The organism is Propionispora vibrioides (assembly GCF_900110485.1).
Taxonomy (GTDB): Bacteria; Bacillota; Negativicutes; order Propionisporales; family Propionisporaceae; genus Propionispora; species Propionispora vibrioides.
On record NZ_FODY01000001.1, the window covers coordinates 1 to 26497 of the forward strand.

Annotated in this window: 28 protein-coding genes, 1 tRNA gene and 1 rRNA gene; all 30 read left to right on the forward strand. The window is 42.7% G+C overall.

What is annotated here, in order from left to right; all coding sequences use genetic code 11:
* Positions 1–201 precede the first annotated feature (201 nt).
* The 30 genes from rrf to spoIIIAE all read left to right on the forward strand — a co-directional run bounded on the left by rrf (position 202) and on the right by spoIIIAE (position 26493).
* Positions 202–318, forward strand: a 5S ribosomal RNA gene (gene rrf / locus BMW43_RS00005).
* Between the two features lie 4 nt (positions 319–322).
* Positions 323–398, forward strand: a tRNA-Asn gene (locus BMW43_RS00010).
* A 419-nt stretch (positions 399–817) separates the two neighbouring features.
* The gene (locus tag BMW43_RS00015; RefSeq protein WP_091743347.1) at positions 818–2911 is read left to right on the forward strand and encodes a glutamine synthetase III family protein; all 2094 of its coding nucleotides are present in this window, start codon (positions 818–820) and stop codon (positions 2909–2911) included.
* A gap of 224 nt (positions 2912–3135) precedes the next feature.
* Positions 3136–5040, forward strand: a complete 1905-nt coding sequence (locus tag BMW43_RS00020; protein ID WP_091743348.1) for a type I glutamate--ammonia ligase — start codon at positions 3136–3138, stop codon at positions 5038–5040.
* A 205-nt stretch (positions 5041–5245) separates the two neighbouring features.
* A complete protein-coding gene (locus BMW43_RS00025; RefSeq protein WP_091743349.1) occupies positions 5246–5704 on the forward strand; it encodes an RrF2 family transcriptional regulator in 459 nt (152 codons plus the stop codon).
* Positions 5685–6890 carry a cysteine desulfurase NifS gene (gene nifS, locus BMW43_RS00030; protein WP_091743350.1) on the forward strand — a complete coding sequence of 402 codons (1206 nt, stop codon included), beginning with the start codon at positions 5685–5687 and terminating at the stop codon, positions 6888–6890. Before BMW43_RS00025 ends, nifS begins: the two co-directional genes overlap by 20 nt.
* A gap of 19 nt (positions 6891–6909) precedes the next feature.
* The gene (gene nifU / locus BMW43_RS00035; RefSeq protein ID WP_091743351.1) at positions 6910–7281 is read left to right on the forward strand and encodes a Fe-S cluster assembly scaffold protein NifU; all 372 of its coding nucleotides are present in this window, start codon (positions 6910–6912) and stop codon (positions 7279–7281) included.
* Positions 7282–7288: 7 nt separating this feature from the next.
* Positions 7289–8395: a tRNA 2-thiouridine(34) synthase MnmA gene (gene mnmA / locus BMW43_RS00040; RefSeq protein WP_091743352.1), complete on the forward strand. Its 1107-nt coding sequence runs from the start codon at positions 7289–7291 to the stop codon at positions 8393–8395.
* 63 nt (positions 8396–8458) lie between these two features.
* The gene (locus BMW43_RS00045) at positions 8459–8974 is read left to right on the forward strand and encodes a PRC-barrel domain-containing protein (protein ID WP_091743353.1); all 516 of its coding nucleotides are present in this window, start codon (positions 8459–8461) and stop codon (positions 8972–8974) included.
* Positions 8975–8979: 5 nt separating this feature from the next.
* Positions 8980–9183, forward strand: a complete 204-nt coding sequence (locus BMW43_RS00050; RefSeq protein ID WP_091743704.1) for a YrzR-like zinc ribbon domain — start codon at positions 8980–8982, stop codon at positions 9181–9183.
* Positions 9183–9383 (forward strand): hypothetical protein, encoded by a 201-nt coding sequence (locus BMW43_RS00055; protein WP_091743354.1) that lies wholly within the window; start codon positions 9183–9185, stop codon positions 9381–9383. The genes BMW43_RS00050 and BMW43_RS00055 overlap by 1 nt, the downstream gene beginning before the upstream one ends.
* A gap of 70 nt (positions 9384–9453) precedes the next feature.
* A complete protein-coding gene (locus BMW43_RS00060; RefSeq protein ID WP_091743355.1) occupies positions 9454–10479 on the forward strand; it encodes an AI-2E family transporter in 1026 nt (341 codons plus the stop codon).
* Positions 10480–10574: 95 nt separating this feature from the next.
* The gene (alaS, locus tag BMW43_RS00065; RefSeq protein ID WP_091743356.1) at positions 10575–13193 is read left to right on the forward strand and encodes an alanine--tRNA ligase; all 2619 of its coding nucleotides are present in this window, start codon (positions 10575–10577) and stop codon (positions 13191–13193) included.
* Between the two features lie 149 nt (positions 13194–13342).
* On the forward strand, positions 13343–13600 hold the full coding sequence (locus tag BMW43_RS00070) for an IreB family regulatory phosphoprotein (protein ID WP_091743357.1): 258 nt from the start codon (positions 13343–13345) through the stop codon (positions 13598–13600).
* Positions 13601–13636: 36 nt separating this feature from the next.
* Positions 13637–14056, forward strand: coding sequence for a Holliday junction resolvase RuvX (ruvX, locus tag BMW43_RS00075; RefSeq protein WP_091743358.1), 420 nt, complete (start codon positions 13637–13639; stop codon positions 14054–14056).
* 67 nt (positions 14057–14123) lie between these two features.
* The gene (locus BMW43_RS00080; protein WP_091743359.1) at positions 14124–14465 is read left to right on the forward strand and encodes a DUF1292 domain-containing protein; all 342 of its coding nucleotides are present in this window, start codon (positions 14124–14126) and stop codon (positions 14463–14465) included.
* Positions 14466–14690: 225 nt separating this feature from the next.
* On the forward strand, positions 14691–15704 hold the full coding sequence (gene mltG / locus BMW43_RS00085) for an endolytic transglycosylase MltG (protein ID WP_245732158.1): 1014 nt from the start codon (positions 14691–14693) through the stop codon (positions 15702–15704).
* Between the two features lies 1 nt (position 15705).
* The gene (locus tag BMW43_RS00090; RefSeq protein WP_091743360.1) at positions 15706–16329 is read left to right on the forward strand and encodes an O-methyltransferase; all 624 of its coding nucleotides are present in this window, start codon (positions 15706–15708) and stop codon (positions 16327–16329) included.
* Positions 16326–17552, forward strand: a complete 1227-nt coding sequence (locus tag BMW43_RS00095) for a peptidase U32 family protein (protein WP_091743361.1) — start codon at positions 16326–16328, stop codon at positions 17550–17552. Before BMW43_RS00090 ends, BMW43_RS00095 begins: the two co-directional genes overlap by 4 nt.
* Complete coding sequence (locus tag BMW43_RS00100) at positions 17549–17755, forward strand: DUF4911 domain-containing protein (RefSeq protein WP_091743362.1); 207 nt, start codon at positions 17549–17551, stop codon at positions 17753–17755. Before BMW43_RS00095 ends, BMW43_RS00100 begins: the two co-directional genes overlap by 4 nt.
* A gap of 53 nt (positions 17756–17808) precedes the next feature.
* A complete protein-coding gene (locus BMW43_RS00105; RefSeq protein WP_091743363.1) occupies positions 17809–19485 on the forward strand; it encodes a peptidoglycan D,D-transpeptidase FtsI family protein in 1677 nt (558 codons plus the stop codon).
* Between the two features lie 100 nt (positions 19486–19585).
* Positions 19586–20041 (forward strand): type II 3-dehydroquinate dehydratase, encoded by a 456-nt coding sequence (gene aroQ, locus BMW43_RS00110; protein ID WP_091743364.1) that lies wholly within the window; start codon positions 19586–19588, stop codon positions 20039–20041.
* A gap of 1 nt (position 20042) precedes the next feature.
* A complete protein-coding gene (locus BMW43_RS00115) occupies positions 20043–21125 on the forward strand; it encodes a M24 family metallopeptidase (RefSeq protein ID WP_091743365.1) in 1083 nt (360 codons plus the stop codon).
* Between the two features lie 28 nt (positions 21126–21153).
* Entirely contained in the window at positions 21154–21711 is a 558-nt protein-coding gene (gene efp / locus BMW43_RS00120) for an elongation factor P (protein WP_091743366.1), read from the forward strand.
* A gap of 539 nt (positions 21712–22250) precedes the next feature.
* A complete protein-coding gene (locus BMW43_RS00125; RefSeq protein WP_091743367.1) occupies positions 22251–22688 on the forward strand; it encodes a CD1247 N-terminal domain-containing protein in 438 nt (145 codons plus the stop codon).
* 149 nt (positions 22689–22837) lie between these two features.
* A complete protein-coding gene (gene spoIIIAA, locus BMW43_RS00130) occupies positions 22838–23830 on the forward strand; it encodes a stage III sporulation protein AA (RefSeq protein ID WP_091743368.1) in 993 nt (330 codons plus the stop codon).
* The gene (gene spoIIIAB / locus BMW43_RS00135; protein WP_091743369.1) at positions 23808–24329 is read left to right on the forward strand and encodes a stage III sporulation protein SpoIIIAB; all 522 of its coding nucleotides are present in this window, start codon (positions 23808–23810) and stop codon (positions 24327–24329) included. The genes spoIIIAA and spoIIIAB overlap by 23 nt, the downstream gene beginning before the upstream one ends.
* Positions 24330–24344: 15 nt before the next feature.
* Entirely contained in the window at positions 24345–24542 is a 198-nt protein-coding gene (gene spoIIIAC / locus BMW43_RS00140; protein ID WP_091743370.1) for a stage III sporulation protein AC, read from the forward strand.
* Positions 24543–24765: 223 nt separating this feature from the next.
* Positions 24766–25152 carry a stage III sporulation protein AD gene (gene spoIIIAD, locus BMW43_RS00145; protein WP_091743371.1) on the forward strand — a complete coding sequence of 129 codons (387 nt, stop codon included), beginning with the start codon at positions 24766–24768 and terminating at the stop codon, positions 25150–25152.
* A 180-nt stretch (positions 25153–25332) separates the two neighbouring features.
* On the forward strand, positions 25333–26493 hold the full coding sequence (gene spoIIIAE, locus BMW43_RS00150) for a stage III sporulation protein AE (protein ID WP_091743372.1): 1161 nt from the start codon (positions 25333–25335) through the stop codon (positions 26491–26493).
* Positions 26494–26497: the final 4 nt, after the last annotated feature.

Below are 26497 nucleotides of genomic sequence, written 5' to 3' on the forward strand. Positions count from 1 at the left end.
CAATGCGCACTTTCTTCTGTGAAGTTTTCAGGGAATGAAGCCCGTAAGGGAGAATTCACCTGAATAAATATATAGATGATTGTTCAGCATGCTACAGATGCAAGGCGGAGCGAGGACGAGACGGGAGCAGTACTGGTAAGTACGCGAAAGGATCGCCCGGAGCGACAACGAAGCAGATGGGGCATGATCAACAATCGGATATCCAGTGACGATAGCTGTGGGGTCCCACCTGTTCCCATACCGAACACAGTAGTTAAGCCCACATACGTCGAAAGTACTTGGTTGGAAACGGCCCGGGAGGATAGATAGTTGCTGGTTTTATTCCTCGATAGCTCAGTTGGTAGAGCAATCGGCTGTTAACCGATCGGTCGTAGGTTCGAGTCCTACTCGAGGAGCCAATTGTCAAATATAAAAACAGACCTTTCCGAGAAAGGTCTGTTTTTATATTTGACGGCTTGTATTTTAAAGAAAACTTAGATGGAATAAAGGCAAAAAAGATAATTTAATATCTAGACAAAACCTACTTTTATGTTATAATAAGAAATGTAATTGATAAGACTGAGTCAACGATGACTCCTATCACTAGATAAGTGGGGGGAGTCTATTTTTTTTGCGAAAAATAGGCTTAAGGTTATTGGAATTTATATGGTAAGTAAGATTTTTGTTTGATTTACAGGGAGATCGCGTAAACTAGTATTTGTTCAGTCAATGTGCTTGAAATCTTTCCATTTTTTAGCTCTAACAAATTTATACTGGATTTATAACACGAATTGTTCAAAGTTTAAATGCAATATGAAAAATTGAGAGGGGTTATTTTATGAGTAATCTAGGACAAATTTTTGGATCAAATGTATTTAATGATGCTGTTATGAGGGAGCGTCTTCCCAAAGCCACCTATAAAGCTTTAAAGAAGACAATTGAAGAAGGACGTCCGTTAGATCCGGCGGTTGCCGATGTGGTGGCCAGTGCTATGAAAGATTGGGCGCTCGAACTTGGTGCAACTCATTTTACTCATTGGTTCCAACCTATGACAGGAATTACTGCTGAAAAGCATGACGCATTTATATCTCCAACTGCTGATGGTAAAGCTATTATGGAGTTTTCTGGTAAAGAGTTAATTAAAGGAGAGCCGGACGCGTCTTCTTTTCCTTCCGGTGGTCTGCGGGCTACTTTTGAGGCCAGGGGTTATACTGCATGGGATTGTACTTCTCCGGCATTTCTTAAAGATGACTCTTTGTGTATTCCTACTGCTTTTTGCTCCTACACAGGTGAAGCACTGGATAAAAAAACTCCGTTATTGCGTTCGATGGAAGCATTATCCAAGCAGGCATTGCGTGTATTGAAAGCTCTTGGCAATACAACGACCAATAAAGTTATTACGACCGTTGGTCCGGAACAAGAATACTTTATTATTGACAAAAAACTGTATGATCAAAGAAAAGATTTGATTTTTACCGGCAGAACTCTTTTTGGAGCAAAACCGCCTAAAGGTCAAGAATTAGAAGATCACTATTTTGGTTCTATAAAAGAAAGAATTTCAGCTTATATGAAAGAGTTGGACGAAGAACTCTGGAAACTTGGAATTTCTGCAAAAACAAAACATAACGAAGTTGCTCCTGCGCAACATGAGTTAGCTCCTATATTTAGTACAACCAATATAGCTACAGATCATAATCAATTGACGATGGATACAATGAAAAAGGTTGCTTTGCGCCATGATCTTGTATGTTTGTTGCATGAAAAACCGTTTGCGGGAATCAATGGTTCCGGCAAGCATAATAACTGGTCCATGGGAACAGATGACGGCATGAACCTACTGGAACCAGGTCATACTCCCCATGAGAATGAACAATTTCTCGTATTCTTATCTTCTGTCATAAAGGCTGTAGATGAATATGCAGATTTACTGAGAGTTTCTGCTGCTAATCCGGGCAATGATCACCGTCTGGGAGCTAATGAAGCGCCTCCGGCTATTATATCGATATTCCTGGGTGAGCAATTGCAAGATATATTGGAACAAATTGAAAATGGTGGTGCAACCCGTTCTAAGACTGGCGGTCATATGGAAATTGGTGTGACTACGCTTCCTTCTTTACCGAAGGATGCAACTGACAGAAATAGAACTTCTCCGTTTGCATTTACAGGTAATAAGTTTGAATTTAGAATGTGCCCTTCTTCTGCTTCTATTGCCGGTCCGAATTTTGTCTTAAATACTATTGTAGCTGAAGTGTTAAGCGAAGTTGCTGATCGTTTGGAAAAGGCTAAGGACGTGAATTCTGAGGTTAAAGCAATTCTTGCTGAATACGTAACTAAACATAAAAGAGTAGTATTTAATGGAAACGGATACTCTGACGAATGGGTAGCTGAAGCTGAGAAGAGAGGCCTTCCTAATATAAAAACTACTGTAGAATCCATCAAAGCATTAATCTCTGAAAAGAATATAGCAGTAATGGAAAAACATGGTGTATTGAGTAAAGTAGAATTGGAATCTCGGTACGAAATATCTCTTGAAAATTATATCAAAACAATCAATATTGAGGCTTTAACGATGATAGAAATAGCTAAGAGACAAATCCTCCCTGCTGTTATTAAGTTTGCTACGAATCTTGCTGCTTCAATAAACACAATCAAAGCTACAGGCTTGGCTGTTGATTTAACAGTTCAAACTGAACTGTTAACCGAGGTATCTTCACTGGCTGCGGCATTAAAGAAGAACATTGCTGTTCTTGAAGATGCAGTAGAGAAAGCTTCAAATGCCCACGGGGATACTTACAAACAAGCAGAATTGTTCAGATTTGATGTGTTTGAAAAAATGGGAACGTTAAGAGATGTTGCAGATACACTTGAAACGTTAGTGGATAAAGATGTATGGCCAATGCCGACCTATGGAGATTTGTTATTTAATATATAGTCTACGAGATAGAAAGCCTGACCGGTGGTCAGGCTTTCTGTTTTTACTACCGAAAGAAATATTCTCCATAGATATGAGAAAAGCAATAATTTATGTTATAATAAGGTCATGTTTGAAACCGCCCTTTGCATTGCAATAAAGGGGGGAGTTTGTTTTTTTTATAGGTATTGATCATAGTCTGTGGAGAGAACCTAGATAGTAATATTTGTGATGAGGTGAAGGAAATGGTTAAAGATTTAGTGTATTTAATTCCTGCTGGTAAATATGGTAAAGAAGAACTTTTAAATCTTCTCAAAAACCACTCTGAAATTAAGTTTGCTTCATTAGTGGGTATTGACCTGGCTGGTAATGATACTGATGAAAAAATTCCTATTGGTTTATTTATTAAAGATATTGATAGTTTCTATAATGGTGGCGCTGTGCAGACCGATGGATCTTCCGTTGTTTTAACAGGCATTGCAATTTTGAATAATGCAAAAGTAGATATGCTTGCCGATCCTGATGTTAACTGGTTTGTTGATTATAATTTCGAACATATTGATGAGGAGACAGGCAAACCTGTCGGTACTCTTCGCATTCCTGCTTTCTTGGTACATAATGGTTTACGCGTTGATTCCCGGTCAATTTTGGTGCAGTCACTTGAATATATCAAATCCGAGCTTAAAGAGCTCTTCAAATCAAAGGGGAAAGTTGCCGGACTTGAGCATATTGATGGAGCCGATGTCGAAGACATTATCTTTACTTCGGCTACAGAACTTGAATTTTGGGTGAAAACGCCTGCTAATAAGGCGGAAGTTGAGGAATTATCGGCTTCTCAAGTTATGCAGGAACAGTATTGGCAACGTACCCGTGGAAGTGTTCGTACGGCTATGGAGCAAGCCTTGTTAATGTTAGGTAAATATGGCTTAGAACCGGAAATGGCTCATAAAGAAGTTGGCGGAGTAAAAGCAAAAATTGATGAAGCAGGTCACTTGAGCCATGTCATGGAGCAATTGGAAATAGATTGGAAGTTTGCCGACGCAGTTCAGTGTGCCGACAATGAGCTTCAAGCAAGAATTGTTGTCAAAGAGGCATTTCGTGCAAATGGTCTTGAAGTAACTTTTAAAGCTAAACCGATCATTGGTGTAGCGGGCAATGGTGAGCATACTCATATCGGTATGGCAGCTAAACTGAAATCGGGAAAACTCATTAACTTATTTTCACCAAGTGAAATGACAAAAGACTTTTTAAGCGCTGTAGGATATGGCAGTATTATGGGTTTATTAAAGAACTACGAAGTAGTCAATCCGTTTATTACTTCTACCAATGATGCGTTAAATCGCTTGAAACCAGGATTTGAAGCTCCTATTTGTATTGTTACTTCTTTGGGGCATACTCCGGAAATACCATCAAGAAATAGAACGATTTTAGCCGGCTTAATACGCGATATAAATAATCCCTTAGCCACTCGCTTTGAAGTTCGTGCGGCAAATCCATATACTAATACGTATATTGCTATAGCTGCTATCTATATGTCTATGCTGGATGGCATAAAGGCAGCCGTTAATTCTGGGAAAACTACGAAAGAATTAGAGGCGGAGCTTTCTAAGGAAGCCGGTACTCCGGGCTTCTATCTGGAAAAGGGTCGTGCTTATCGTAGTGAACACGATGTGTTTGATGACTATTCAGCAGAGGATCGTGATCGCTTATTTGGTAAACCTCCAACTACCGTATGGGAAAATATGGAGGCTATCAGAAAGTATCCTGAGAAATTGGAGGCTATTAAAGCTGGAAACATTTTATCTCAGGAAATTATTAATGCTTTTGTTGCAGGTGCGCTTATTCGCTGGAAAACCGAGTTATCAAAACGCATAATCCCGGATAATCTTACCTTGGTTAATAGCTGCACAATTTTGCATTGTGCAGAAACTGCTGTTGATCTTGATTTAACCAATTGGGAAAAGGTTAATGAGCTGCGAACCTATCTGGCAAAAGACAGTGTTTCCCATAAGAGCTTATTCACCCGTATTAATAATGCTATCAATTCGGGTGACTATGCTACAGCTTCCAATTTACAAATCGAAATGTCAGATAAAATTGATGAACTAAAAGCAGCTTACGCTCAGTATAAACAAAATATCTTACTCTAAAATGAATCTGCCGTGAATGCTGCAGAATCCCTCACAGTTTAGACTGTGGGGGATTTTAGTTGTAAGCAGAAAGCATAATATTTTAGTTTAAAACCAAAATAATATTCAGGATCGTAAATTGAATTTTGACAACCAAGAGGTTTTTTGGTATATTTAATTCAGATAAAACCTATCATATTACTCGGAAAAGCAGGAGAGGTTACTTGTGAAGTTATCGACAAAAGGACGTTATGGTGTTGCTGCCATGTATGATCTGGCTTTGCATTATGGGCAAGGTCCTATATCGTTGAAAAGTGTGGCCGAACGCCAAAAAATTTCTGAGCATTATTTAGAACAACTTATGGGCACACTGCGTAAAGCAGGCTATGTGCAGAGTATTCGTGGTGCTCAAGGTGGCTATACCCTTGCTCAGCATCCTGATACCATTTCTGTGGGGGATATTATCCGCATAATGGAAGGTCCGATAGCGCCGGTAGATTGCGTTTTAACTGATAATAAAGACAATAATCAATACTGTGACCGTGCCAGTCATTGTGTTACATGGGGAGTATGGGCCAAGGTTCGTGACAGCATAAATGACGTATTGGATTCCATTTCTCTCACAGATCTATGCCATGAAGCAAAAGTAGAAGGAGATGACGTTGGTGAAAAGAGTTTACTTTGATCATTCGGCAACTACACCAGTGGATAGTGAGGTAGCTAAACTGGTCTTGGAATATATGACGGACAAATTCGGCAATCCTTCCAGCATACATTCCTTTGGACGGGAAGTCCGCAAATCGGTTGAGGAAGCAAGAGATAAAGTAGCTGCGTTGATCGGGGCGCAGGCAAAAGAAATATTTTTTACCAGTGGTGGCACTGAGGCAGACAATTGGGCTTTGAAGGGAATTGCGGCAGCTAATCGTAAAAAAGGGAACCACATTATTACTTCTTCCATTGAACATCATGCTATTTTACATACCTGTGAATATCTTGAAAAGCAGGGCTTTAGCGTTACCTATTTACCGGTGGACGAAAATGCCCGGGTTAATGTAGAGGATGTAAAAAAAGAGATAACTGACCAGACGATTCTAATCAGTGTCATGTTTGCCAATAATGAAGTAGGCACTATTCAACCAATAAAAGAGATTGGTAAAATTGCCAAAGAGAAGGGAATTTATTTCCACACCGATGCTGTACAAGCGGTAGGCCATTACCCAATTGATGTGAATGAATATAATATTGATTTACTTACTTTGGCTGGACACAAATTCTACGGGCCTAAAGGCGTTGGGGCGCTTTATATTCGTCGAGGCGTAAAAATAAATTCTTTTCAGCAGGGTGGTGCGCAAGAACGTACCATGCGAGCCGGTACGGAAAATGTTCCTGGAATAGTCGGTCTGGGAAAAGCGGCTGAAATTGCCAAACTGAATATGGAGAAAGAAATTGCCCATGTCAAGGCTTTAAAAGATAAATTAATCAAAGGCATTACAGAAAAAATACCTGACATAAAGTTGAATGGTCATCCGGAACTTCGCATGCCGGGAAATGTAAATTTTAGCTTTCTCTATGTGGAAGGTGAATCGCTGCTTTTAAATCTGGATCTTAAAGGTATCGCTGCTTCCAGTGGTTCTGCCTGCACTTCCGGATCACTGGATCCGTCTCATGTCTTGTTATCTATGGGCCTAACCCATGAAGTGGCTCATGGCTCTTTGCGCTTATCACTTGGCCGGGGAAATACGGAAGAGGAAATAGATTACTGTCTGGAAGTGCTGCCAGAGATTGTTGCCCGGCTACGGAGCATGTCTCCATTAGGAGCCGGCAGTTCAACAATTGAATCCAATCCTTGCAGTTCCTGTGGCGGACATTAATTTTTGAGAGGAGATTATTATGTATACGGATAAAGTAATGGATCATTTTACAAATCCTCGCAATGTTGGTGAAATAAAAAACGCCAGTGGAATTGGTGAGGTTGGCAACGCTAAATGCGGCGATATTATGAGGATATATCTTGATGTTGAGAACGATATCATTAGAGACGTTAAATTTAAGACCTTCGGCTGTGGTGCGGCCATCGCGACTAGCAGTATGGTGACCGAATTGGTTAAGGGAAAAAACTTAGATGAGGCGTTGAAGATTTCTAATGAAGCGGTAGCGGAAGCGTTAGACGGGCTACCACCTGCAAAAATGCACTGTTCTAATTTAGCTGCCGATGCTTTACATGAAGCAATTAAAGACTATATGCAGAAAAAAGGAAAGTGATTAATTCATGTGTGCTAAAACCAGAGTGGTTGTAGCCATGAGTGGAGGGGTGGACAGTTCTTTAACTGCCGCCCTTCTTGTTCGTCAAGGCTATGATGTAATTGGCATAACTATGCAAATTTGGGACAAAGATGCTCCCGTAGATGATGCGGATGACCGGGGATGCTGTTCTTTAACTGCTGTTGACGATGCGCGGCGTGTGGCTGAGAAAATTGGCATTCCCTACTATGTGCTTAATTTCCGGCAATTGTTTGAAGAAACGGTTATTGATTATTTTATCAAAGAATATAGCGTCGGCAAAACACCCAATCCGTGTATAGCCTGTAACCGTTTTGTAAAATTTGAGGGATTGTTAAACAAGGCCAAAGGCTTAGGGGCTGAATATGTGGCGACCGGTCACTACGCCCGGATCCAGTATGATGAAGATAATCAAAGGTATTTGCTCCGCAAGGGACTTGATACTACAAAAGACCAATCTTACGCCCTGTATCATTTAAATCAGAATACCTTGAAGCATTTTCTTATGCCGCTTGGTGAATATACTAAAGTTCAGACCAGGGAAATGGCCAAAGAATTTGGTCTGGCTGTCGCCAATAAACCGGATAGTCAGGAAATCTGCTTTATTCCGGATGATGATTATAAGGGATATCTGGAAGAGAAAGTTCCCCATGCCTTAAAGCCGGGAAACATTGTGGATGTGGAAGGACGAGTGGTGGGAAGACATAAAGGCTTGCCGCTCTATACGGTCGGACAGAGAAAAGGCTTGGGATTGGCGGTCGGAAAACCTCTGTACGTTGTTGCCCTTGACACAAAACGCAATGAGGTTGTTGTTGGTTCAGACAAGGATGTCTTTGGCAGTTCCTTGATTGCCGGGGATCTCAATTTTATTACTATGGACGATTTACGGGCTCCTTTGGAAGTAACTGCGAAGATTCGTTATGGGACGCGAGAAGCTGGCGCGATAATATCTCCCTTACCTAACGGGAGAGTTTATGTACATTTTACTGAAAAGCAGAGGGCCATTACTCCCGGGCAATCGGTTGTTTTTTATGATGGCGATATTGTTATTGGTGGAGGGATTATTTTAGAGTCCGTTGACAAAAATAAAGCCTAAAATACTTATAAAAGCAAGTCGGATTGGTTATATTAACAGTATAATCTGTTCAGGAGGCCGGGTATGAAAGCACTGTATTCGTTAATCGGCCTGCCGGTGATGGAAATAGAAACAGGCTTGCAGGTTGGGGAAGTAAAAGATATTGTTTTGAATCTTGAAAAAGTAACTGTCTGCGGGATTTTAGTCAGCCAAACGGGCTGGTTGAATGATTGCGCCTATATTTCCTTTGCCAGCATATATAACATGGGACGCGATGCTGTCATGATACGCAATAAGGCTGTGCTGGAGGAATTTAGTGTAGCAAGCTCAGACAATTGTTATTTAACCAGTCTATGTACAAAACAAATCTTTACCGAAACCGGTTTGCAGCTTGGCGTACTTACAGATATCTGTTTTGATCAATCAACAGGTGAATTAAAAGCGTACTTATTATCTGATGGAATCATAACCGACTTGCTATATGGGCGCATGGCTATGCCGATACCTCAAGTACAAGTAATAGGTCAAGACCGCCTTATTGTTCCTGAAAGCATGAGTGATCTTGTACAGAGCGAAGTACGCAAGTTAGGTGAGGTGTAGCTGTGATGAATCATTGTCCTGTATGCGGGCAAAGATCAATTGGTAAAGTTGGAACAGGGCAGTATTTTTGCTGGGATTGTTGTGTGGAGTTCACGGTAAAAGATAATGATATTAAAGTATTTGATGTGCAGGCTGACGGCTCTCTGCTTTTAGCAGATGATTATGTATTGGAGCAGCACGTAATCTTACACCAGGAAGGAGTGACATAATGCGCAGCAATTTTTGGCAGGGTTTATTCTGGGGAGGTATGGTTGGTACTGCCTTAGGGCTGTTTATTAAGCCTATGGTGGACCGGCCGGCCAGGAAGCCTTTGGCAGACTACAAAGCCAATGACGTAGTAGCCAAAACACGTAATTTTATGAGGGAAGCTCGCCGGAGCCGGAAAAAACTATTAAGAAGAGTAGATTAATTTAAGGGAGACCGGTCAGGTCTCCCTTTTTTATTAATTGCCAGTCAATTTGTTATTTGAGGTGTACGGCATGCCTAGCCATAAGCAAGGAATAAGAATAGCCATTCTGCTGGGACTGTTATTAACCGGATTGTACTATCTATGGCTTACACGAAATGTATTGTATCCTTTCTTGCTGGGATTTCTTATCGCGTATCTGCTAAATCCTTTGGTTTGTCTATTAGAGAGACAGAAAATTAAACGGCTTTGGGGAATTTCCCTTATTTATGCTGTTCTGCTGGGAATTATTCTTTTAGGGATTATTTACCTTTTTCCTATACTAATGAAAGATATTGATGATTTTTCCGCGCGGCTTCCTCAAATCATGATTAAAGTAGATTTGGCGCAACAGCAGATATATAGTCAGTACCAGAACTCCTTGCTTCCTCTTGTGATAAAAAAAGCTTTGGATAATTTGTTATTATCTTTAGAAACCGGTGTCAATGATTTTATAGCAGCTATTCTTCAGACCTGCTTGACGCTCATCAGTCATTCGTTAGGTATTTTAATCAGTCCCATATTAGCTTTCTATATGCTATATGACTGGTATCCAATAAAAGATAAAATTCTTGGTGCTTTACCGGGACGCTGGCGACCGGAAGTTGTTGCTGTGGCCAAAGATATTGATAAAGTATTGAGCGGTGTTATTCGCGGACAAATCCTGACTGCTATGATTGTCGGTACCGTGGTTACAGGCGGGTTAAGCCTGCTACATGTGGAATTTCCGCTGATTATCGGTATTTTCGCCGGTATGTTGGATGTAATTCCCTATTTCGGCGCCTTTTTAGGAGCTGCGCCGGGGATTGTCCTGGCGCTATTGCAGTCACCGCTGACGGCCATCCAGGTGAGTATTTTGTTTTTTATCATTCATCAATTAGAGGGGTCGGTTATTCAACCTAAAATATTGGGAGAAAGCGTGGGTCTTCATCCCTTATCGGTCATTTTTTTTGTATTTGTCGGCGGTGAATTAGGCGGCATTACCGGCATGCTGTTAGGAGTTCCCATCGCTGCAATAGGTAAGGTAATCGGCAAACATCTTATGAATTTGCTCCTTTAATTTGCGTCAGGTTAACCGCCAATTATTGACAACCTGAGATAAATTATGTATAATTCCAAAAGAATGTGCCTATACGCCAGTGGAGGTTGATTACTTTGAATTATATGACAGGTAGTGAATTGCGCAAAAAGTTTTTGGAATTTTTTGCAAGCAAAGACCATCTAATTTTACCCAGTTATCCTTTAATACCTGAAGACGATCCGACGTTACTTTTAATAGGAGCTGGTATGGCTCCCTTTAAACCTTTTTTTACAGGAAAAATGAAACCGCCGCGTGTGCGGATTTCTACTAGTCAGAAGTGTGTACGTACGGGTGATATAGAAAATGTAGGACGTACAGCCCGGCATCATACCTTTTTTGAAATGCTGGGTAATTTTTCTTTTGGTGATTATTTTAAGAAAGAAGCAATTGCCTGGGCTTGGGAGTTTCTTACCGAGCATATTTATTTACCCAAAGACAAGTTGTGGGTGACTATCCATCCGAAGGATGAGGAAGCTTTTGAAATTTGGAAGAACGACATTGGTTTACCGGTGGAGCGGATTATAAGACTGGAAGATAATTTCTGGGAAATTGGCCCGGGTCCCTGTGGTCCTTGTTCGGAAATCTATATTGATTTGGGCGAGGAACGTGGCTGTGGCAGTGAGGAATGTGGTGTAGGTTGTAACTGTGACCGTTTTCTGGAGATTTGGAATCTGGTCTTTACACAATATGATCGTGACGAAGCAGGCAATTATACTCCCTTAGCCAAAAAGAATATTGATACCGGTGCGGGCTTGGAAAGAATCGCTTCTGTTTTGCAAAATAAAAAATCAAATTTTGAAACAGATTTGCTGTTTCCTATTATTGAACATACAGCTAAAGTTGCCGGCGTCACTTACGGCCGGTCGGCTAAAACCGATGTTTCATTGAAAGTGATTGCTGACCATGGCCGCAGTATGACGGTTATGATTGGCGACGGGATTCTTCCTTCCAATGAGGGGCGCGGCTATGTGCTCAGACGTATCTTACGCCGCGCGGTGCGTCACGGTCGTCTGATGGGAATAGAGAAAACCTTTTTGGTTGATATTGTTGATATAGTAGCTGCTATATTTGCCGAAGCTTATCCTGATATTACGGATAAGAAGGAATATATTAAAAAGGTAATCCGGCAGGAGGAAGAACGGTTTCAGACTACCTTGGCGCAAGGCATGGAATTGCTTAACGGTCATATTACCGAGATGGTGAAATCAGGCAATAAAACGCTGAATGGTACGATTGCTTTCCAGCTATATGATACCTTTGGCTTTCCCTGGGAACTGACACTTGAGATTTTACTGGAGCATGATTTAGAACTGGATAAAGCCGGTTTTGATCAGGCTATGAGTATCCAGCGGGAGCGGGCAAGAGCGGCAAGGCAGGATAATGAGGAGAAGATTGTACTGCCTGATTTGTCACGGTTGTCCGGTGAAAAGTTATCCCATGATTTCGGTGCGTCTAATGCCAAGGTGGTATTGCTCTGGAAAGACGGCAAAGTAATGGAAGCTGCCCACGATGATGAGGAAATTGGTGTGATTCTTAGTGTAACACCTTTCTATGCAGAGGGTGGTGGTCAAATCGGTGACACCGGAACCTTGACCGGCCCCATGGGAAGGGTGCAAATTGCTACTGCCAAGAAATTGCCTGACGGAACAATTTACCATTGGGGACGAATTATTGAAGGAACTTTAAAGACCGGTGATATGGTTGCTATAGAAGTTGATGAAACCAGACGTGGCAGTACGGCACGAAATCATACGGCTACTCATTTACTGCAAGCTGCGCTGAGAAGTGTATTGGGTGATCACGTGAATCAGGCCGGCTCAATGGTGACTCCGGAACGGTTGCGGTTCGACTTTACCCATTTTGCACCTGTTACACAGGAACAGGTGTCAGAAATCGAAAAAATTGTCAATCATCAAATTCTTAAAAATAGTCAGGTTCAAAAACGTGAGATGCCTCAGGATGAAGCGAAAAAGCTGGGAGCAACCGCTTTATTTGGTGAAAAGTACGGAGATATTGTGCGTGTAGTTCTTGTTGATGATTTTAGTAAAGAACTGTGCGGTGGCGTCCATGTGTCCAGTACTGGCGAAATTGGTGTATTTAAGATTGTAGCTGAAGCCGGTATCGGTTCCGGAGTACGGCGGATTGAGGCCGTAACCGGTTTTGGGGCGCTGGAATATATCAGAGACCGCGAAACTACTCTTTTGCAGGCGGCACATGCGCTAAAGACGAGACCGGAAGAGCTGTTAACCAGGATTGACGCTCTGCAAACCGGGATAAAAGAGCTTGAACAGGAATTGAATGCTGTAAAGGCCAAGCTGGCAAAGGGCGAAGTGGAAGAACTACTGAGTGGGGTGGAAACCATTCAGGGGGTCAAGGTGGCAGTCGGCGTGGTAGCTGCAAATGATATGGATGCTTTGCGTTCTGTTGCCGACATGGTCCGAGACCGTTTGGGATCCGGTGTTGTCGGAATCGGGGCTGTCAATCATGATAAAGTTAATTTTGTTGTCATGGCTACGAAAGATGTGGTGGCGAAAGGCGTGCATGCCGGCAATATTGTAAAAGAAGCGGCTAAGGTGGCTGGCGGCGGTGGTGGCGGCCGTCCTGATATGGCTCAGGCCGGTGCCAAACAAGCTGACAAAATTGGCGAATCGTTGGAAACGATGAAGAATGTAATTCGTCAACAAATAAAATAATAATCAGGCGGGTTACCCGCCTGATTACTACTTTCTAAAGATTCTCTCTTAAAATTTAATAACTACTAGCTCTAATTTGGAGGAAAAATCTAGCCTAAGCCGAATATATGGTATATACAGGGAGATAATAAAAGAGAGGAGGATGCCCAATGCCTAATGTATCGCAAGAGACGATGATGTTTCGTGTAGACAATGATGAAAACATGGCAGCTGCAGCTATTATTGCCACGGTAAATAAAGCTTTAAAAGATAAAGGATATAATCCTGTCAACCAAATTGTAGGTTATCTTTTATCCGGGGATCCTACATATATTACCAGTTTTAATAATGCAAGAGGTCTTATCAGAAAACTGGAGCGCGATGAATTGTTGGAAGAATTTGTGAGAGCTTACCTTAAAGACAAATAAAAGGTAGCGTATTGTAATGTAGTATGTGAGGGTAGTATGCGTATATTAGGACTTGATGTTGGAGACAAAACAATTGGTGTGGCGGCAAGTGATTTAATGCTGCTGACCGCGCAGGGGGTGGAGGTAATCCGCCGGACTTCGCTTGAGCGTGACTTTGTACGACTGGGAGAAATCATTTGCCAGTATGACGTGAATACAGTTGTCGTAGGATTGCCGAAAAATATGAATGGCAGTATCGGCCCCAGAGGTGAATACACACAGCAATTTGCCGAAGAGTTGAAAACTCGTTTTTCTCACATTGCAATTAAATTCTGGGACGAACGTCTTTCTACAGTGGCGGCTGAGAAATCTTTAATTGCCGCCGATGTCAGCAGAACAAAACGCCGTAAGGTTATTGACAAAATGGCAGCAGTTTTTATTCTTCAGGGCTATCTGGACAGTTTGCCCCGTCATTAATTTCCTTGACAGGGTAAGTTTTCTAGTATAGAATTTACAAGATACTAATTTAAAAGAGGTGAAATGAATGGCTGATTTTGAAAATGATGATTTTGATGAGTTTGATGAAGATTCTGTTGTTGTTATGACTGACGAAGAAGGTAATGAATATTATTATCGAGAAGATATGATTATTCCTGTTGGTGAAAAACGGTATGCGATTTTAATCCCGATTGATATTGATGATTGTGAAGACGAGTCTTGCGATTGTCATAGTCATGACGATGAGGAAATTGATGTATTTATCGCTCGCATTGACGTTGACGAGAATGGCGAAGAAGTATATGTTGATCCAACTGATGAAGAGTTTGAAGAAGTTCGCAAGGCCTATGAAGAGCTTATGGAAGATGAGGATTATGAAGCTGAATAGGCTTCATTTTTTTTGTCTTTTTGTGTATAATAGATAAACAGTAAGTGGTCTGTCTATTTTAAAGGCGTAAAAGAATTGGCGGGAATTTTTTCGCAAGGCCAGGCGGCTTAGATAGCGGACCTATGTAAGCCGGCCACAACGAAGCATTGCGGGAAAGGCCCGTGAAGTCATTATGATTTTAGAGTAGACAGGCCAATAGGGTATAGCTAGGCAGGTGATAAATAAATGCAGCAATATACTTGGTTTACAGCCCGATGGTCTACCTGGATGATTCTGGCCATATTTTCTTTTTGCGTTTTCTTCTATGGTTTTACTATACCGGTACCTGCTACCAGTGGTGAAAATGTCATCATTGAGGTTAAACAGGGGATGACATCCGACCAAATTGCCCGGATGCTTTATAACCGGGGGTTAATTAGCAGTCCGGGGATGTTTCAGCTAGTAGCGAAATGGAAGGGACTGGGCAGCTCTTTGCAAGCCGGTGAATATGCCATTCAGCGAGGCACAACTGTAACCCGCATAGTTGATATGATGGCTAAAGGTGAGACCAATTATCTGCAATTGACAATTCCCGAGGGATATACGGTCAATCAGATTGCTAAGCTAATAGAAAATCAGCACATCGGCAGCGGGACAAAATTTAAGGAACTGGCAAAACAGGTTCCTTCTGATTATGATTATATGAATGGTACGTCCTCTTCCGTCGTGTACGCTGCCGAGGGATTTTTATTTCCCGATACGTATAAGCTTTCCAAAGGAATAACGGAAGAACAGTTAATTGCCATGCTAACCAGGCAATTTGATGAAAAGTTTACACCCGAGATGCGAGCACAAGCAGCAGCAATGGGGCTATCGACTCGTGAGGTTATTATTTTGGCGTCATTAGTGGAAAAAGAAGCCCAAGTGGAAGCTGATCGTCCGGTTATTGCCGGTGTCTTTCTAAACAGATTGAAAGAGGACATGCCTTTGCAGTCCTGTGCTACCATTCAGTATATTTTGGGGTATCCTAAGGAAGAACTGTCCGTGGAGGATACGGAAATAGCTTCACCATTCAATACCTATTTGCATAGGGGACTGCCACCAGGCCCGATTGCTAATCCGGGAATTGCCTCGATTCGTGCGGTGCTGCATCCGACCGTAACAGATTACTTGTATTTTGTGGCCGACAAACAGGGCGCGCATCATTTCAGCCGGACCTATGAGGAGCACTTGGCAGAAATTGAAAAGGTACGCAATTAGCATGAATAGCATTGATGATAAAGTGTTAGAACTACTGCAAGAAATGCGGGCATATGCGGTGGAACGAAAAATACCAATTATTTCATCGGCTGGCGGCGAACTTTTATCCCGGACAGTTGCTAACTGTAAGCCGTATTCTATTTTGGAAATCGGGTCGGCTATTGGTTATTCAACTTTGCTTATGGCAAGTCAGGCAGCGCCCAATATTTCGATTGTATCTATTGAAATAAATCCGGACAGACTGTTTGTGGCGAGGCATTACTTTGAGCGGGTCGGCTTGTTGGACCGTGTTCAGTTTCTTGAGGGCGATGCGGCACAAATATTGCCTAACCTTGCCGGAAACTTTGATTTTGTTTTTATTGATGCTGCCAAGGGGCAGTATTTGGATTATCTTTTAAAAATTACCAACAAACTTGCTCCGGCCGCAACGATTGTTTCCGATAATGTTCTTTTTAGAGGTTTGGTCTTATCGGAGGAACAACCGCCGCGGCGCTATAAAACCATTGTCAAACGGCTACGGGAATATTTGCAATTTATTACCGGCAATCCCCATTTTTCTACAACCATTCATGCGGAAGGCGATGGGCTGGCAATTTCTTATTATCAAAGGGGCGAATCATATTGAAAACACCAGAGCTGTTAGCTCCGGCGGGAAATCTAGAAAAGTTGAAAATGGCACTGATCTATGGTGCTGATGCAGTTTATATGGGTGGGAAGGCCTTTGGACTTAGAGCGTTTGGCGGCAATTTTGATGATAATGAATTGCGGGAAGGAGTCAGCCTTGCCCATAGTTTAAATAAGAAAGCCTATGTAACGGTTAATATCTTTCCCCATAATGATGATTTAGTGGATTTACCTGATTATATAAAATATCTGGCAGAGATCTCGGTTGATGCGGCAATTGTATCTGATTTGGGCGTTTTTCGTTTATTTCGGAATATTGCGCCTGACATAGAACTGCATGTCAGTACACAAGCCAATAATGTGAATTGGTCATCTGTCCTGGCCTGGCAGGAGTTGGGCGCCAGCCGGGTCGTGCTGGCACGGGAACTATCTTTTCGTGAAATTGCGCGGATTCGCTCCCAGACCCAGGTTGAACTGGAGGCGTTTGTGCATGGTGCTATGTGCATTTCTTATTCCGGGCGTTGTTTATTAAGTAACTATTTTACAGAACGCGATGCCAACCGCGGTGCGTGTTCCCAACCTTGCCGTTGGAAGTACGCTCTTGTGGAAGAAAAGCGTCCGGGACAATATTTTCCAGTGGAAGAGGACGAACGGGGAACCTATATTTTTAACTCCAAGGATTTATGTCTCGTTCCACATATTCCTGAATTGGTGGAGGCCGGAGTGAATAGCTTAAAGATAGAAGGCCGCATGAAAAGTGTTCACTACGTTGCTACCGTAGCGAAGGTCTATCGGGAAGCATTAGATTGTTTTGCTGCTGATCCCGATCATTTTGTCATGCAACCGGAATGGTTGGAGGAATTGAACAAAGTATCACACCGGGAGTATACCACTGGTTTTTACTTTAATAAAACTACTTCCGACGATCAAATCTACGGGTCTTCTTCTTATACCCAGACCCATGATTTTATCGGGTTAATTAAAGAGTATCAGCCTGAAAAGCAGATGGCTGTCATTGAACAGCGCAACCACATGAAGGTAGGCGATGAAATTGAAATTGCCCAACCTGGTCAGCGTAATTTTACGCAAAGAATTGAACGTATGTATGACGCGGAGGGCAATGAAATTATAGCTGCGCCACATCCCCAGCAAATTGTTGCCATTCCGGTCCGCGAGCCGGTTGTGCCGTATGGTATGTTGCGGCGTAGGATAGGTGAAGCATGAAGGAAAAAGAAGTCATTTTCATAAAGGTAGAACCCAGCAATATAAATTATGTTAATCGTATCATGGAAGGCTATGAGTATTTGGGAGTAGTAACGACGGTTAACCCGGCAGAAGGAAAATTGATGGTCCGGGTTACCTCTGATACTTACCATGAGGTTGAAGAAATATTGAGAAAACTGCCCATATGGTTAGAATTTGTCTGAGCTGCTGCTTAAAACTATGATTAGAGTGCCATACTACCACCAGGAGGAGTAGTATGGCACTTTATGTTAGTCGTATTCATAAAATAGCATGGGCTATTCTTTTTATCGGGACTCTGTTGATTGTCCGTTTGGTATACCTGCAAGTGCTGGAAAGTCCGAAGCTGGCGATTGAGGGGTTAAGCGGACGGGTTGCGGAGGTTTCTTTGGGGCCGGAACGGGGCGATATATTTGACCGGAATGGCATTTTACTTACTAATACCGTACAGACGTTTTGCATCATCATTTTTCCCGCCCAGGTGGTGGACCCTTATGAAACGGCAAGTCAATTGGTTGCTTTTAGTGGCATTGATGAGAATGAATTGATGAAAAGGATGCGGCAAGCGCAGAGACCGTTTAAGCTTCAGGCCAATATAACGGAGAAGGTGGCGGAGACTATAAATCAGCTGCAGATTCCCGGTGTGCTGGCTGTGGCCGAAAAAAGCAGATACAGCTATAGTTCTCTAGCTGTGCATACAACCGGATATATAAACGTAGCCGACAATCAAGGCGTAAGTGGAATTGAGCGTATGTACGACGACATTTTGAAAGGAGAGCAAACTGAACACGTGGCAGCCTTAGTGGATGCCGGACAGCAAATTATTCCCGGGTTAGGATATACCCGGCTGAAACTAGGCAACAACCTGGGGCCTGGTAATATTATATTAACTATTGACAGCAGAATACAAAAGATTGTTGAAAATATTATGGATAAGCATGAAATAAAAGGGGCTGTTGTCATTATGAAACCTTCCACCGGTGAAATATTGGCTATGGCCTCAAGACCGAAATTTGATCCCACACAGATTGAAAACTATTTAACCATGAAAACAGCTCCATTCTTAAACAGAGCTCTATCTGCCTATCAGCCGGGGTCGATTTTTAAATTAGTCGTAGCGGCAGCAGCATTGGAAAACAAAGTGGTCCGTCCAGATGATATTTTTTTTGATCCGGGATATGTTGATGTGAGTAACCGGCGATTTTATGGCTGGGATTATGAACAGGGAGGACGCGGGAATATAACTTTTACCGATGCCATGGCGTACTCCAGCAATCCTGCCTTTATTACCGTGGGGTTGAAATTGGGCTCGGATAAATTAATTTCTTTTGCCAGGCAATTAGGCTTTGGCCAACATACGCAGCTTGCTTTTTATGGTGAGGCGGATGGAAATTTACCCGATAGTAGTCAGCCGATTTATCCAGGAGAATTGGCCAATTTAGCGATCGGGCAGGGAAGCTTTGAAGCCACTCCCCTACAATTTGCCTGCTTAGTCTCGACCATTCTCAATGACGGAGTCAAGGTTGAGCCCTATTTAGTCAGCAGATTGGTCGACACCAGAGGACGAAGCATCAAGAGCTTTTCACCTGCGCCAGGGGTTCGCGTTTTTTCTCACCAAACTGCCGAAGATATGAAAAAGATGATGGCTGCCGTTACCCGGTATGGTACAGGTGAGGAAGCGTATGTTCCGGGAGTGGGTTCGGCGGGTAAAACCGGTTCGGCGGAAACCGGACGTATGCAGCAGGGAAAGAGTGTAAATCACGCATGGTTTGCCGGATATGCACCGTTGCAAAAACCGCAGTACGCGGCTGTTGTATTTGTAGAGGAAGGACACTCCGGCGGTGATGTGGCGGCTCCTATCTTTCGCGAAATTTTTAGCGAGGTTATAGCAAATACGCCGAGTGATGACAAGTAGGCAAGCTTGTGATTTTTTATTCAAAAAAATGTTTGCCATATAGGCAAATAAACAAAATCATGGTAAAATAATAAAGTTAATAATTTCAGGGTGTGATATTGTGGCTGAAGAAAGGTCTTGTGTATTGGTACTCAACGGTCCTAATTTGAATTTATTAGGAAAACGGGAACCTGAAGTTTACGGCAAACTGACATTAGCGGATATTAACCGGTTAGTTGCCGAGAAGGCGGCTAGTCTGGGGCTTAGTGTCGATTTTGAACAAACTAACCATGAAGGTGTGCTGATAGACAGGATTCAACAGGCTGTCGGTCACTATTCCTGTATTATCTTGAATGCCGCCGCGTATACGCATTATAGTATTGCTATCCGCGATGCCATCGCTGCTGTGGCTGTTCCGGTTATTGAAGTCCATTTATCCAACATTTACAAGAGGGAAGAATTCCGGCATCATTCTGTCATTTCTGCGGTAACCTATGGTCAAATCAGCGGGTTCGGAGCCGATAGCTATCTTCTGGCACTAGAAGGGGCCGCTAGAATGATCCATGGAGGAAAATAAAATGGGGTATAGGCTGCAAGAGATCAGAAAGACTTTAAGTCAGACCGGGTTGGACGGGATACTCATAACCAAACCGGAGAATCGACGATATGTTAGCGGTTTCACGGGTTCGGCAGGGCTGGTCCTTATTTCTCAGCACTCGGCGAAATTATTTACAGACTTTCGTTATACGGAGCAAGCGGCGAAACAAGCTGTCGGCTATGAAGTCATTCGCCACGGGACAACGCAGGAGACTAACCTGCAGACAATGCTGGCCAAGGCAATTGCAGGAGAGCAGCTTCAAACGATCGGCTTTGAGAGTGATTTTGTGACATTTCAGGCTTATACCACACTCAAGAAAAATTTGCCCCACTGTACATTGGAGCCTGTAGAGCTTGATCATTTACGCATGGTTAAGGATGAGGCGGAAATCCGTCTGATTCAAAGGGCAGTCGATATTGCCGACACCGCCTTTACTCATATTTTGTCCTTTTTAAAACCGGGGATTACCGAATATGAAGTTGCGCTGGAAATTGAGCATAAAATGCGTCAATTGGGAGCGGAAAAACCGGCTTTCGATACGATTGTCGCATCGGGAACCCGCGGCTCCTTACCTCACGCAATGCCTTTGCCAAATAAAAAGCTTACCTATGGTGAATTTGTTACCATGGACTTTGGTGCGGTTTATCAAGGCTATAGTTCAGATATAACCAGAACGGTTGTTTTAGGAAGGGCAAATGCCAAACAGCAAGAATTATATAACCTCGTATTAAAGGCTCAGTTGGCGGGAGTGCAAGCTGTTTCTCCCGGAAAGACATGCAGTGAAGTTGATTATGCCGCCAGAAGCATCATTGAACAGGCTGGCTACGGTAAGTTTTTCGGCCATGGCTTGGGACATGGCGTAGGCCTTGCCATTCATGAAGAACCTAGACTTTCACCGTCTAACGAAACGATGAAACTTGTTTCAGGTATGGTTGTAACGGTTGAACCGGGCGTTTATCTGCCTGATTGGGGTGGACTTCGTATTGAAGATACGGTGCTGGTAAGTGCTGAAGGCAGCAAAGTGTTAACTGCCAGTAGCAAACTATTAATAGAATTAGAGTAATATACAGTATTGTTGGAGGTTATGTGGAATGATTTCATCGAGTGATTTTCGTACAGGGGTAACGATCGAGATTGACAATTCAGTTTGGCAGGTTGTGGATTTTCAGCATGTTAAGCCGGGAAAAGGAGCTGCTTTCGTTCGGGCAAAATTGAAAAATGTCAAAACAGGCGCAGTCGTGGAAAGAACTTTTAATCCCAGTGAAAAACTGCCGAAGGCTCATATTGATCGACGGGATATGCAATACCTCTACGAAAGTGATGGCTCTTATAATCTGATGGATAATGAGACCTTTGAACAAATTGCTTTACCAGCCGAACAATTAGGTGATGCAACCAAGTTCTTAAAGGAAAATATGAATATTGGAGTTATGTTTTTCCAGGGAATTGTTATTGGTGTTGACTTGCCGACTTCTGTAGAGTTGACGGTTGTTGAAACAGATCCTGGTATCCGTGGCGATACCGCTACCGGTGGTACGAAGCCGGCTACAATGGAAACAGGCTGTGTTGTTAAGGTTCCGTTGTTTATCAACGTAGGGGAAGTACTGCGGATTGATACGCGAACCGGCGAATATATTGAAAGAGCATAATGATTTAAGAATCCGTTGCCTGCTGGCAGCGGATTTTTTATTTTAGGTATATTCATTTTTTTTGCTATATTGGACACACTATTTTCAGGCATAAAAGTAAGAAATCACTGATTCCACAGCTAGTGCTTTATGCAGTGGGATTATGGAGTGTAATGCCAGGAATTTTTGGTGTCAGGCGAGGCGGAGGAAGCGCGCATATCGGACATCTGTAAGCCGAAGACAACAAAGCCTTACAACCAAAAGGCCGACGAACACTTCAGGTTCTCGCGGCTGAAGCACCAGCGCTTCGCCAACTTTGAACGTGTAATTTGACTTGCAGGGATTTTTTCGTAAGACAGGCGGGGGCGCGCCCATCGACGATAGGTAAGCCGACGACAACAAAGCTTACGGAAAAAGACCCGCGAAGAAATTATAATTTCAGAGTTGGTGGAGTACTAGGGTCGCAGCAAGTTTTTTCATACTGATTGAAATTCTCTTGCTGTACCGGTGCGTTCATTAAAGCCGTGCTTTACGGGCTAGTAAAAAAAAGGGGGGTAATCATGGGAAATTTAAAAGAAAGAGTCGCCTATTTGCAAGGACTTACTCAAGGTCTCAGTATTAATGAACATTCAGCAGAGGGCAAACTGATTCTAAACATTATAGAAGTGCTAGACGAGGTTGCCGATGAGTTTGACGACATGGCCCTGGCCCATAACGATCTTGAAGAATATGTGGAGACAATTGACGAGGATTTGACGGAACTGGAAGAAGTCTATGATGATGATAAAAATTATGTGGAAGTTGATTGCCCTCATTGCCATGAACGTGTAAGTTTTGAATCAGATATTTTAGAAGAACCTGGTGAAGTGGAAGTTACCTGCCCCTATTGCGGTGACGTCGTATATAATAGCTATGATTTTGATGAAACAAATCCCGTTCATATTGGTTCGGTAACTTCCGTGGGCGACATGCGCCAGACAATACATCCCGGTATATAAAAATTCTCTATAAGCATAAGCTGTGTTTGAGGAATAGAAAAAATAATATGCCATGATCTTTAATCCCGTATAGCGGGATTTTTCTTTTTTATAGCATAAAGTTTTTTTTTGTTCATATCTATGTAAAGAAAGGACGGAGTGACATAGATATGCTTACTTCCATTTATCCCATACTCCCACCCAGACTGGCCGAGTTATTCAAGAAAATTTCGCCGGCCATCGCGCAGCAGATAACAGAAATTCGAATCAGGGCACAACGACCGCTGGTGGCGGTTTTAGGTAACCAAGATATTCTGATTGGTTTAAATGCTGAGATTGTTGAGAACGGCCGGTTTGCCTATCATTGCGTGCCAGAGGATTTAATGCAACTAGTTCAACTAATCAGTAAGAATTCACTCTATGCCTATGAACAGGAGCTGCGTTCAGGTTATTTTACCATAGCCGGAGGACACCGGATTGGCGTGGCTGGTCAGGCGATTATGGAAAATGGACGTCTTAAGGCATTGAAATATATTAGTTCTGTCAATATCCGGATTGCAAGAGAAGTAGCCGGCTGTGCAGACGTTATTCTTCCTTATCTTATTGATGGTGAATGTTTAATGAGCAGTCTTATTATTTCTCCGCCCCGTTGTGGAAAGACAACCGTATTGCGGGATATCGTCCGGCAAATCAGTGACGGCGTTTATTCAATGCCTTGTAAAGGGGTACAAGTTGGTATTGTTGACGAACGTTCAGAAATTGCCGCCTGCCAGCAGGGTGTTCCTACCATGAACATCGGTTGCCGCTCAGATGTTTTAGATGGATGTCCTAAAGCGATCGGAATGCTTATGTTGATCCGCGCTATGTCCCCCACAGTTATTGTTACCGATGAATTGGGGCGGGAGGAAGATGCTTGTGCCGTTAGGGAAGCACTGCATGCGGGAATTGCAGTTATCACCACAGTGCATGGTCATGATGAAACCGAGGTATCCCACCGTCCTTATATCGGAGAGCTAATTCGCGAAAGATTTTTCGATCGCTACATCATTCTTGATAACAAGCCGCAAATGGGCACATTAAAAAAAGTCATAGCGGTAAAAGATGACACAGTTTTATATTCTTGGGAAAAGAGGGGCGCTTATGTGGTTAAAGCTGGCAGGTAGTCTGCTGATTATATTGGCCGGAACTTCTATCGGCTGGAAGGCTGCGCAACGTTTCAGTGATCGTCCCAGGCAGATTCGGCAGATAATCAATTGTCTGGCTTCATTAAAATCTTATATGAATTACGCAGCGCTGCCTTTGCCCGAGGCTTTACGGTTGTGTACCGGGAATACCGTGGGAGTCATCAGGGACATATTTCAAAATATGTCTTTTATTTTAGAAGAAAATGGCTGGTTAACACCGCAGGCGGCCATGACGCAAACAATCAACAGCTTGGAAGGAAAGCTGGCTTTGGAGAACCCGGAGTTGGAAGCATTACGTTTACTCAGTTCCAATTTAGGTTCTGTTGATCAGACCGAACAGGAAAAATTTCTTCAGGTTGTACAAAATCAATTATTGCAGCTTGAAGAAGAAGCCCTACAGTTACGGGAACGAAATGTAAAGATGTATCGTTATCTGGGAATTTGCGGCAGTCTGACGGTAGTTATAGTTTTATTATAGAGAGGAGTAGGACAGGTGGGATTGGACGTATTGTTTAAAATTGCCGGAGTCGGAATTTTAGTTTCCGTGTTTCACACAGCCTTAAAACAAGCCGGAAAAGAGGATATGGCCCATTTATGCACATTAGCCGGCTTCACTATGGTACTGCTTTGGGTAGTTCAGCTATTAGGCCGCTTATTTACAACGGTGCAGGAAGTATTTAAATTGTTCTAGGGAACCGCTGATTTAATGAGTCAGCCGGCCTGGCGAGAGATTTTTTCGGCTGGTAAGGAAGCAAAAGCGCAGGAATAGCGGTTCCTATTTCAAGGTTTTGCTGAGGCAGCCAGACGGAAAAAGATCCACCAGGATGCGCTGTGTGAATAAATCAGTGGTTCCCTAGGCCGAGCCAGTACTTTGTCAGCCTTAATCCAGTGACAAGCATAAGGGGTGTACGGTCGTGGATATTGTACAAATCGTCGGCCTGGGATTTGTTGTAACGCTACTCAGTCTGATTATCAAGAGGGAACGCCCGGAAATTGCTTTGCAATTAAGTTTAGCTTTGGCTGCTATCATTTTTTTACTGGTACTTACCAAAATCGGTACCGTACTTAATCTGTTTAGGGATCTGGCTGAAAAGGCAAATATTAGCCAGATGTATCTAAATACCATTTTAAAGATTATCGGTATTGCTTACATTGCGGAATTTGGTGCACAGGTGTGTAAAGATGCCGGCGAAGGAGCTGTGGCAAGTAAAATTGAGCTGGCTGGCAAGGTCATGGTTATGGTCATGGCAATCCCTATTATTGTTCTGGTTTTAGATACTGTTATACGGTTAATACCTTAGTGCTTCACCAACTCTGAAACTACAATTCTCCACAGGTCTTTTTTCGTAAGACTTCGTTGTCGTCGGCTTACCTATAGTCAATAAGCGCGCTTCCTCCGCCTTGCCTTACGAAAAAATCCCCGCAAATTTAATTTGCACTTTTAAAGTTGGCGGAGCACTAGTACATTAAGGTGGAATATGATGAAAAAAGCGATCATGGTATTGTTATGGTTAATGCTCTTAAGTTCCACTGTTTGGGGAGCACCGGCAGACCAGACGGATGTCACACAGCAAGTGCTGGAAAAAATGTCGCTTGAGGATATTAACCAGGTTGTCGATAAGATAAAAGCCGAGCTGCATGAGAATGTTCCCGGTGTGGAAAATTTGACTATTCAAGAAATGGCTGCCAAGGGTATCCATATAAATTGGCAACAGTGGTGGAAGAACCTTATGGCCAGATTTTTTCAAGAAATAGCCGCTAATGTACATTTGAGTGGAAAACTATTATTTTTAGCAGTCTTATGTGCGATACTGCAAAACTTGCAAAATTCTTTTGAACGCAGCAATGTTTCTTTATTAACCTATAGCATATGCTTTAGTTTTTTAGCCGTTATTGCACTTACTTCCATTTATAATGTACTGGAGTTAGCCCGCCAGACTGTGGCACAGATGGTTGATTTTATGCAAGCGTTATTACCGGTACTCATTTCCTTACTGGCCGGTGTCGGTGCTGTCACTTCGGCTGCGTTGTTTAGTCCGGTCATGTTATTTTTAACAAGTATGGTAAGCCTGCTTGTTAAAGATGTGGTATTACCGCTTTTATTTCTTACGACAGTATTGGAATGTGTTAACTATCTTTCCAATACCTACAGGCTGGATAATTTGGCCAGTGTCTTTAAACAGGGCGGAATGGTTGTATTAAGTTTGGCGCTGGTAGTCTTTATTGGAGTTGTTACGATCCAGGGTGTGTCGGGCAGTGTGTCGGATGGAATCGCCTTGCGAACGGCCAAATATGCTACTGCCACGTTTATTCCGGTGGTGGGGAAAATGTTCTCCGATACGGTCGAGTTAGTTATGGGAGCATCTTTATTATTAAAAAACACAGTGGGGATTCTTGGAGTCTTGGCAGTCTTAATGATATGTGTCTGGCCTCTGCTCAAGATACTGGCCTTAATTGTGGTAATTAAGCTGACTGGTGCGCTTATACAGCCGATGGGTGATGACCGGATGGCAAAATGTCTGGATATGATGGGAAACAATCTTCTTCTGATTTTTGGCGCGGTGCTAACGGCGGCGCTGATGTTTTTTTTAGGTATAACGATGATTATTGGCGTGGGTAATGCGACGGTAATGTTACGCTGAGCTG

Coding starts and splice junctions, on each gene's coding strand:
- efp (WP_091743366.1), top strand. CDS start 21,154: ATGATTTCATCGAGTGATTTTCGTACAGGGGTAACGATCGAGATTGAC.
- BMW43_RS00060 (WP_091743355.1), top strand. CDS start 9,454: ATGCCTAGCCATAAGCAAGGAATAAGAATAGCCATTCTGCTGGGACTG.
- BMW43_RS00070 (WP_091743357.1), top strand. CDS start 13,343: ATGCCTAATGTATCGCAAGAGACGATGATGTTTCGTGTAGACAATGAT.
- mnmA (WP_091743352.1), top strand. CDS start 7,289: ATGTGTGCTAAAACCAGAGTGGTTGTAGCCATGAGTGGAGGGGTGGAC.
- BMW43_RS00015 (WP_091743347.1), top strand. CDS start 818: ATGAGTAATCTAGGACAAATTTTTGGATCAAATGTATTTAATGATGCT.
- BMW43_RS00090 (WP_091743360.1), top strand. CDS start 15,706: ATGAATAGCATTGATGATAAAGTGTTAGAACTACTGCAAGAAATGCGG.
- BMW43_RS00055 (WP_091743354.1), top strand. CDS start 9,183: ATGCGCAGCAATTTTTGGCAGGGTTTATTCTGGGGAGGTATGGTTGGT.
- BMW43_RS00125 (WP_091743367.1), top strand. CDS start 22,251: ATGGGAAATTTAAAAGAAAGAGTCGCCTATTTGCAAGGACTTACTCAA.
- BMW43_RS00105 (WP_091743363.1), top strand. CDS start 17,809: ATGGCACTTTATGTTAGTCGTATTCATAAAATAGCATGGGCTATTCTT.
- ruvX (WP_091743358.1), top strand. CDS start 13,637: ATGCGTATATTAGGACTTGATGTTGGAGACAAAACAATTGGTGTGGCG.
- BMW43_RS00080 (WP_091743359.1), top strand. CDS start 14,124: ATGGCTGATTTTGAAAATGATGATTTTGATGAGTTTGATGAAGATTCT.
- BMW43_RS00100 (WP_091743362.1), top strand. CDS start 17,549: ATGAAGGAAAAAGAAGTCATTTTCATAAAGGTAGAACCCAGCAATATA.
- BMW43_RS00020 (WP_091743348.1), top strand. CDS start 3,136: ATGGTTAAAGATTTAGTGTATTTAATTCCTGCTGGTAAATATGGTAAA.
- BMW43_RS00050 (WP_091743704.1), top strand. CDS start 8,980: ATGAATCATTGTCCTGTATGCGGGCAAAGATCAATTGGTAAAGTTGGA.
- nifU (WP_091743351.1), top strand. CDS start 6,910: ATGTATACGGATAAAGTAATGGATCATTTTACAAATCCTCGCAATGTT.
- BMW43_RS00045 (WP_091743353.1), top strand. CDS start 8,459: ATGAAAGCACTGTATTCGTTAATCGGCCTGCCGGTGATGGAAATAGAA.
- spoIIIAE (WP_091743372.1), top strand. CDS start 25,333: ATGAAAAAAGCGATCATGGTATTGTTATGGTTAATGCTCTTAAGTTCC.
- spoIIIAA (WP_091743368.1), top strand. CDS start 22,838: ATGCTTACTTCCATTTATCCCATACTCCCACCCAGACTGGCCGAGTTA.
- BMW43_RS00115 (WP_091743365.1), top strand. CDS start 20,043: ATGGGGTATAGGCTGCAAGAGATCAGAAAGACTTTAAGTCAGACCGGG.
- mltG (WP_245732158.1), top strand. CDS start 14,691: ATGCAGCAATATACTTGGTTTACAGCCCGATGGTCTACCTGGATGATT.
- spoIIIAB (WP_091743369.1), top strand. CDS start 23,808: ATGTGGTTAAAGCTGGCAGGTAGTCTGCTGATTATATTGGCCGGAACT.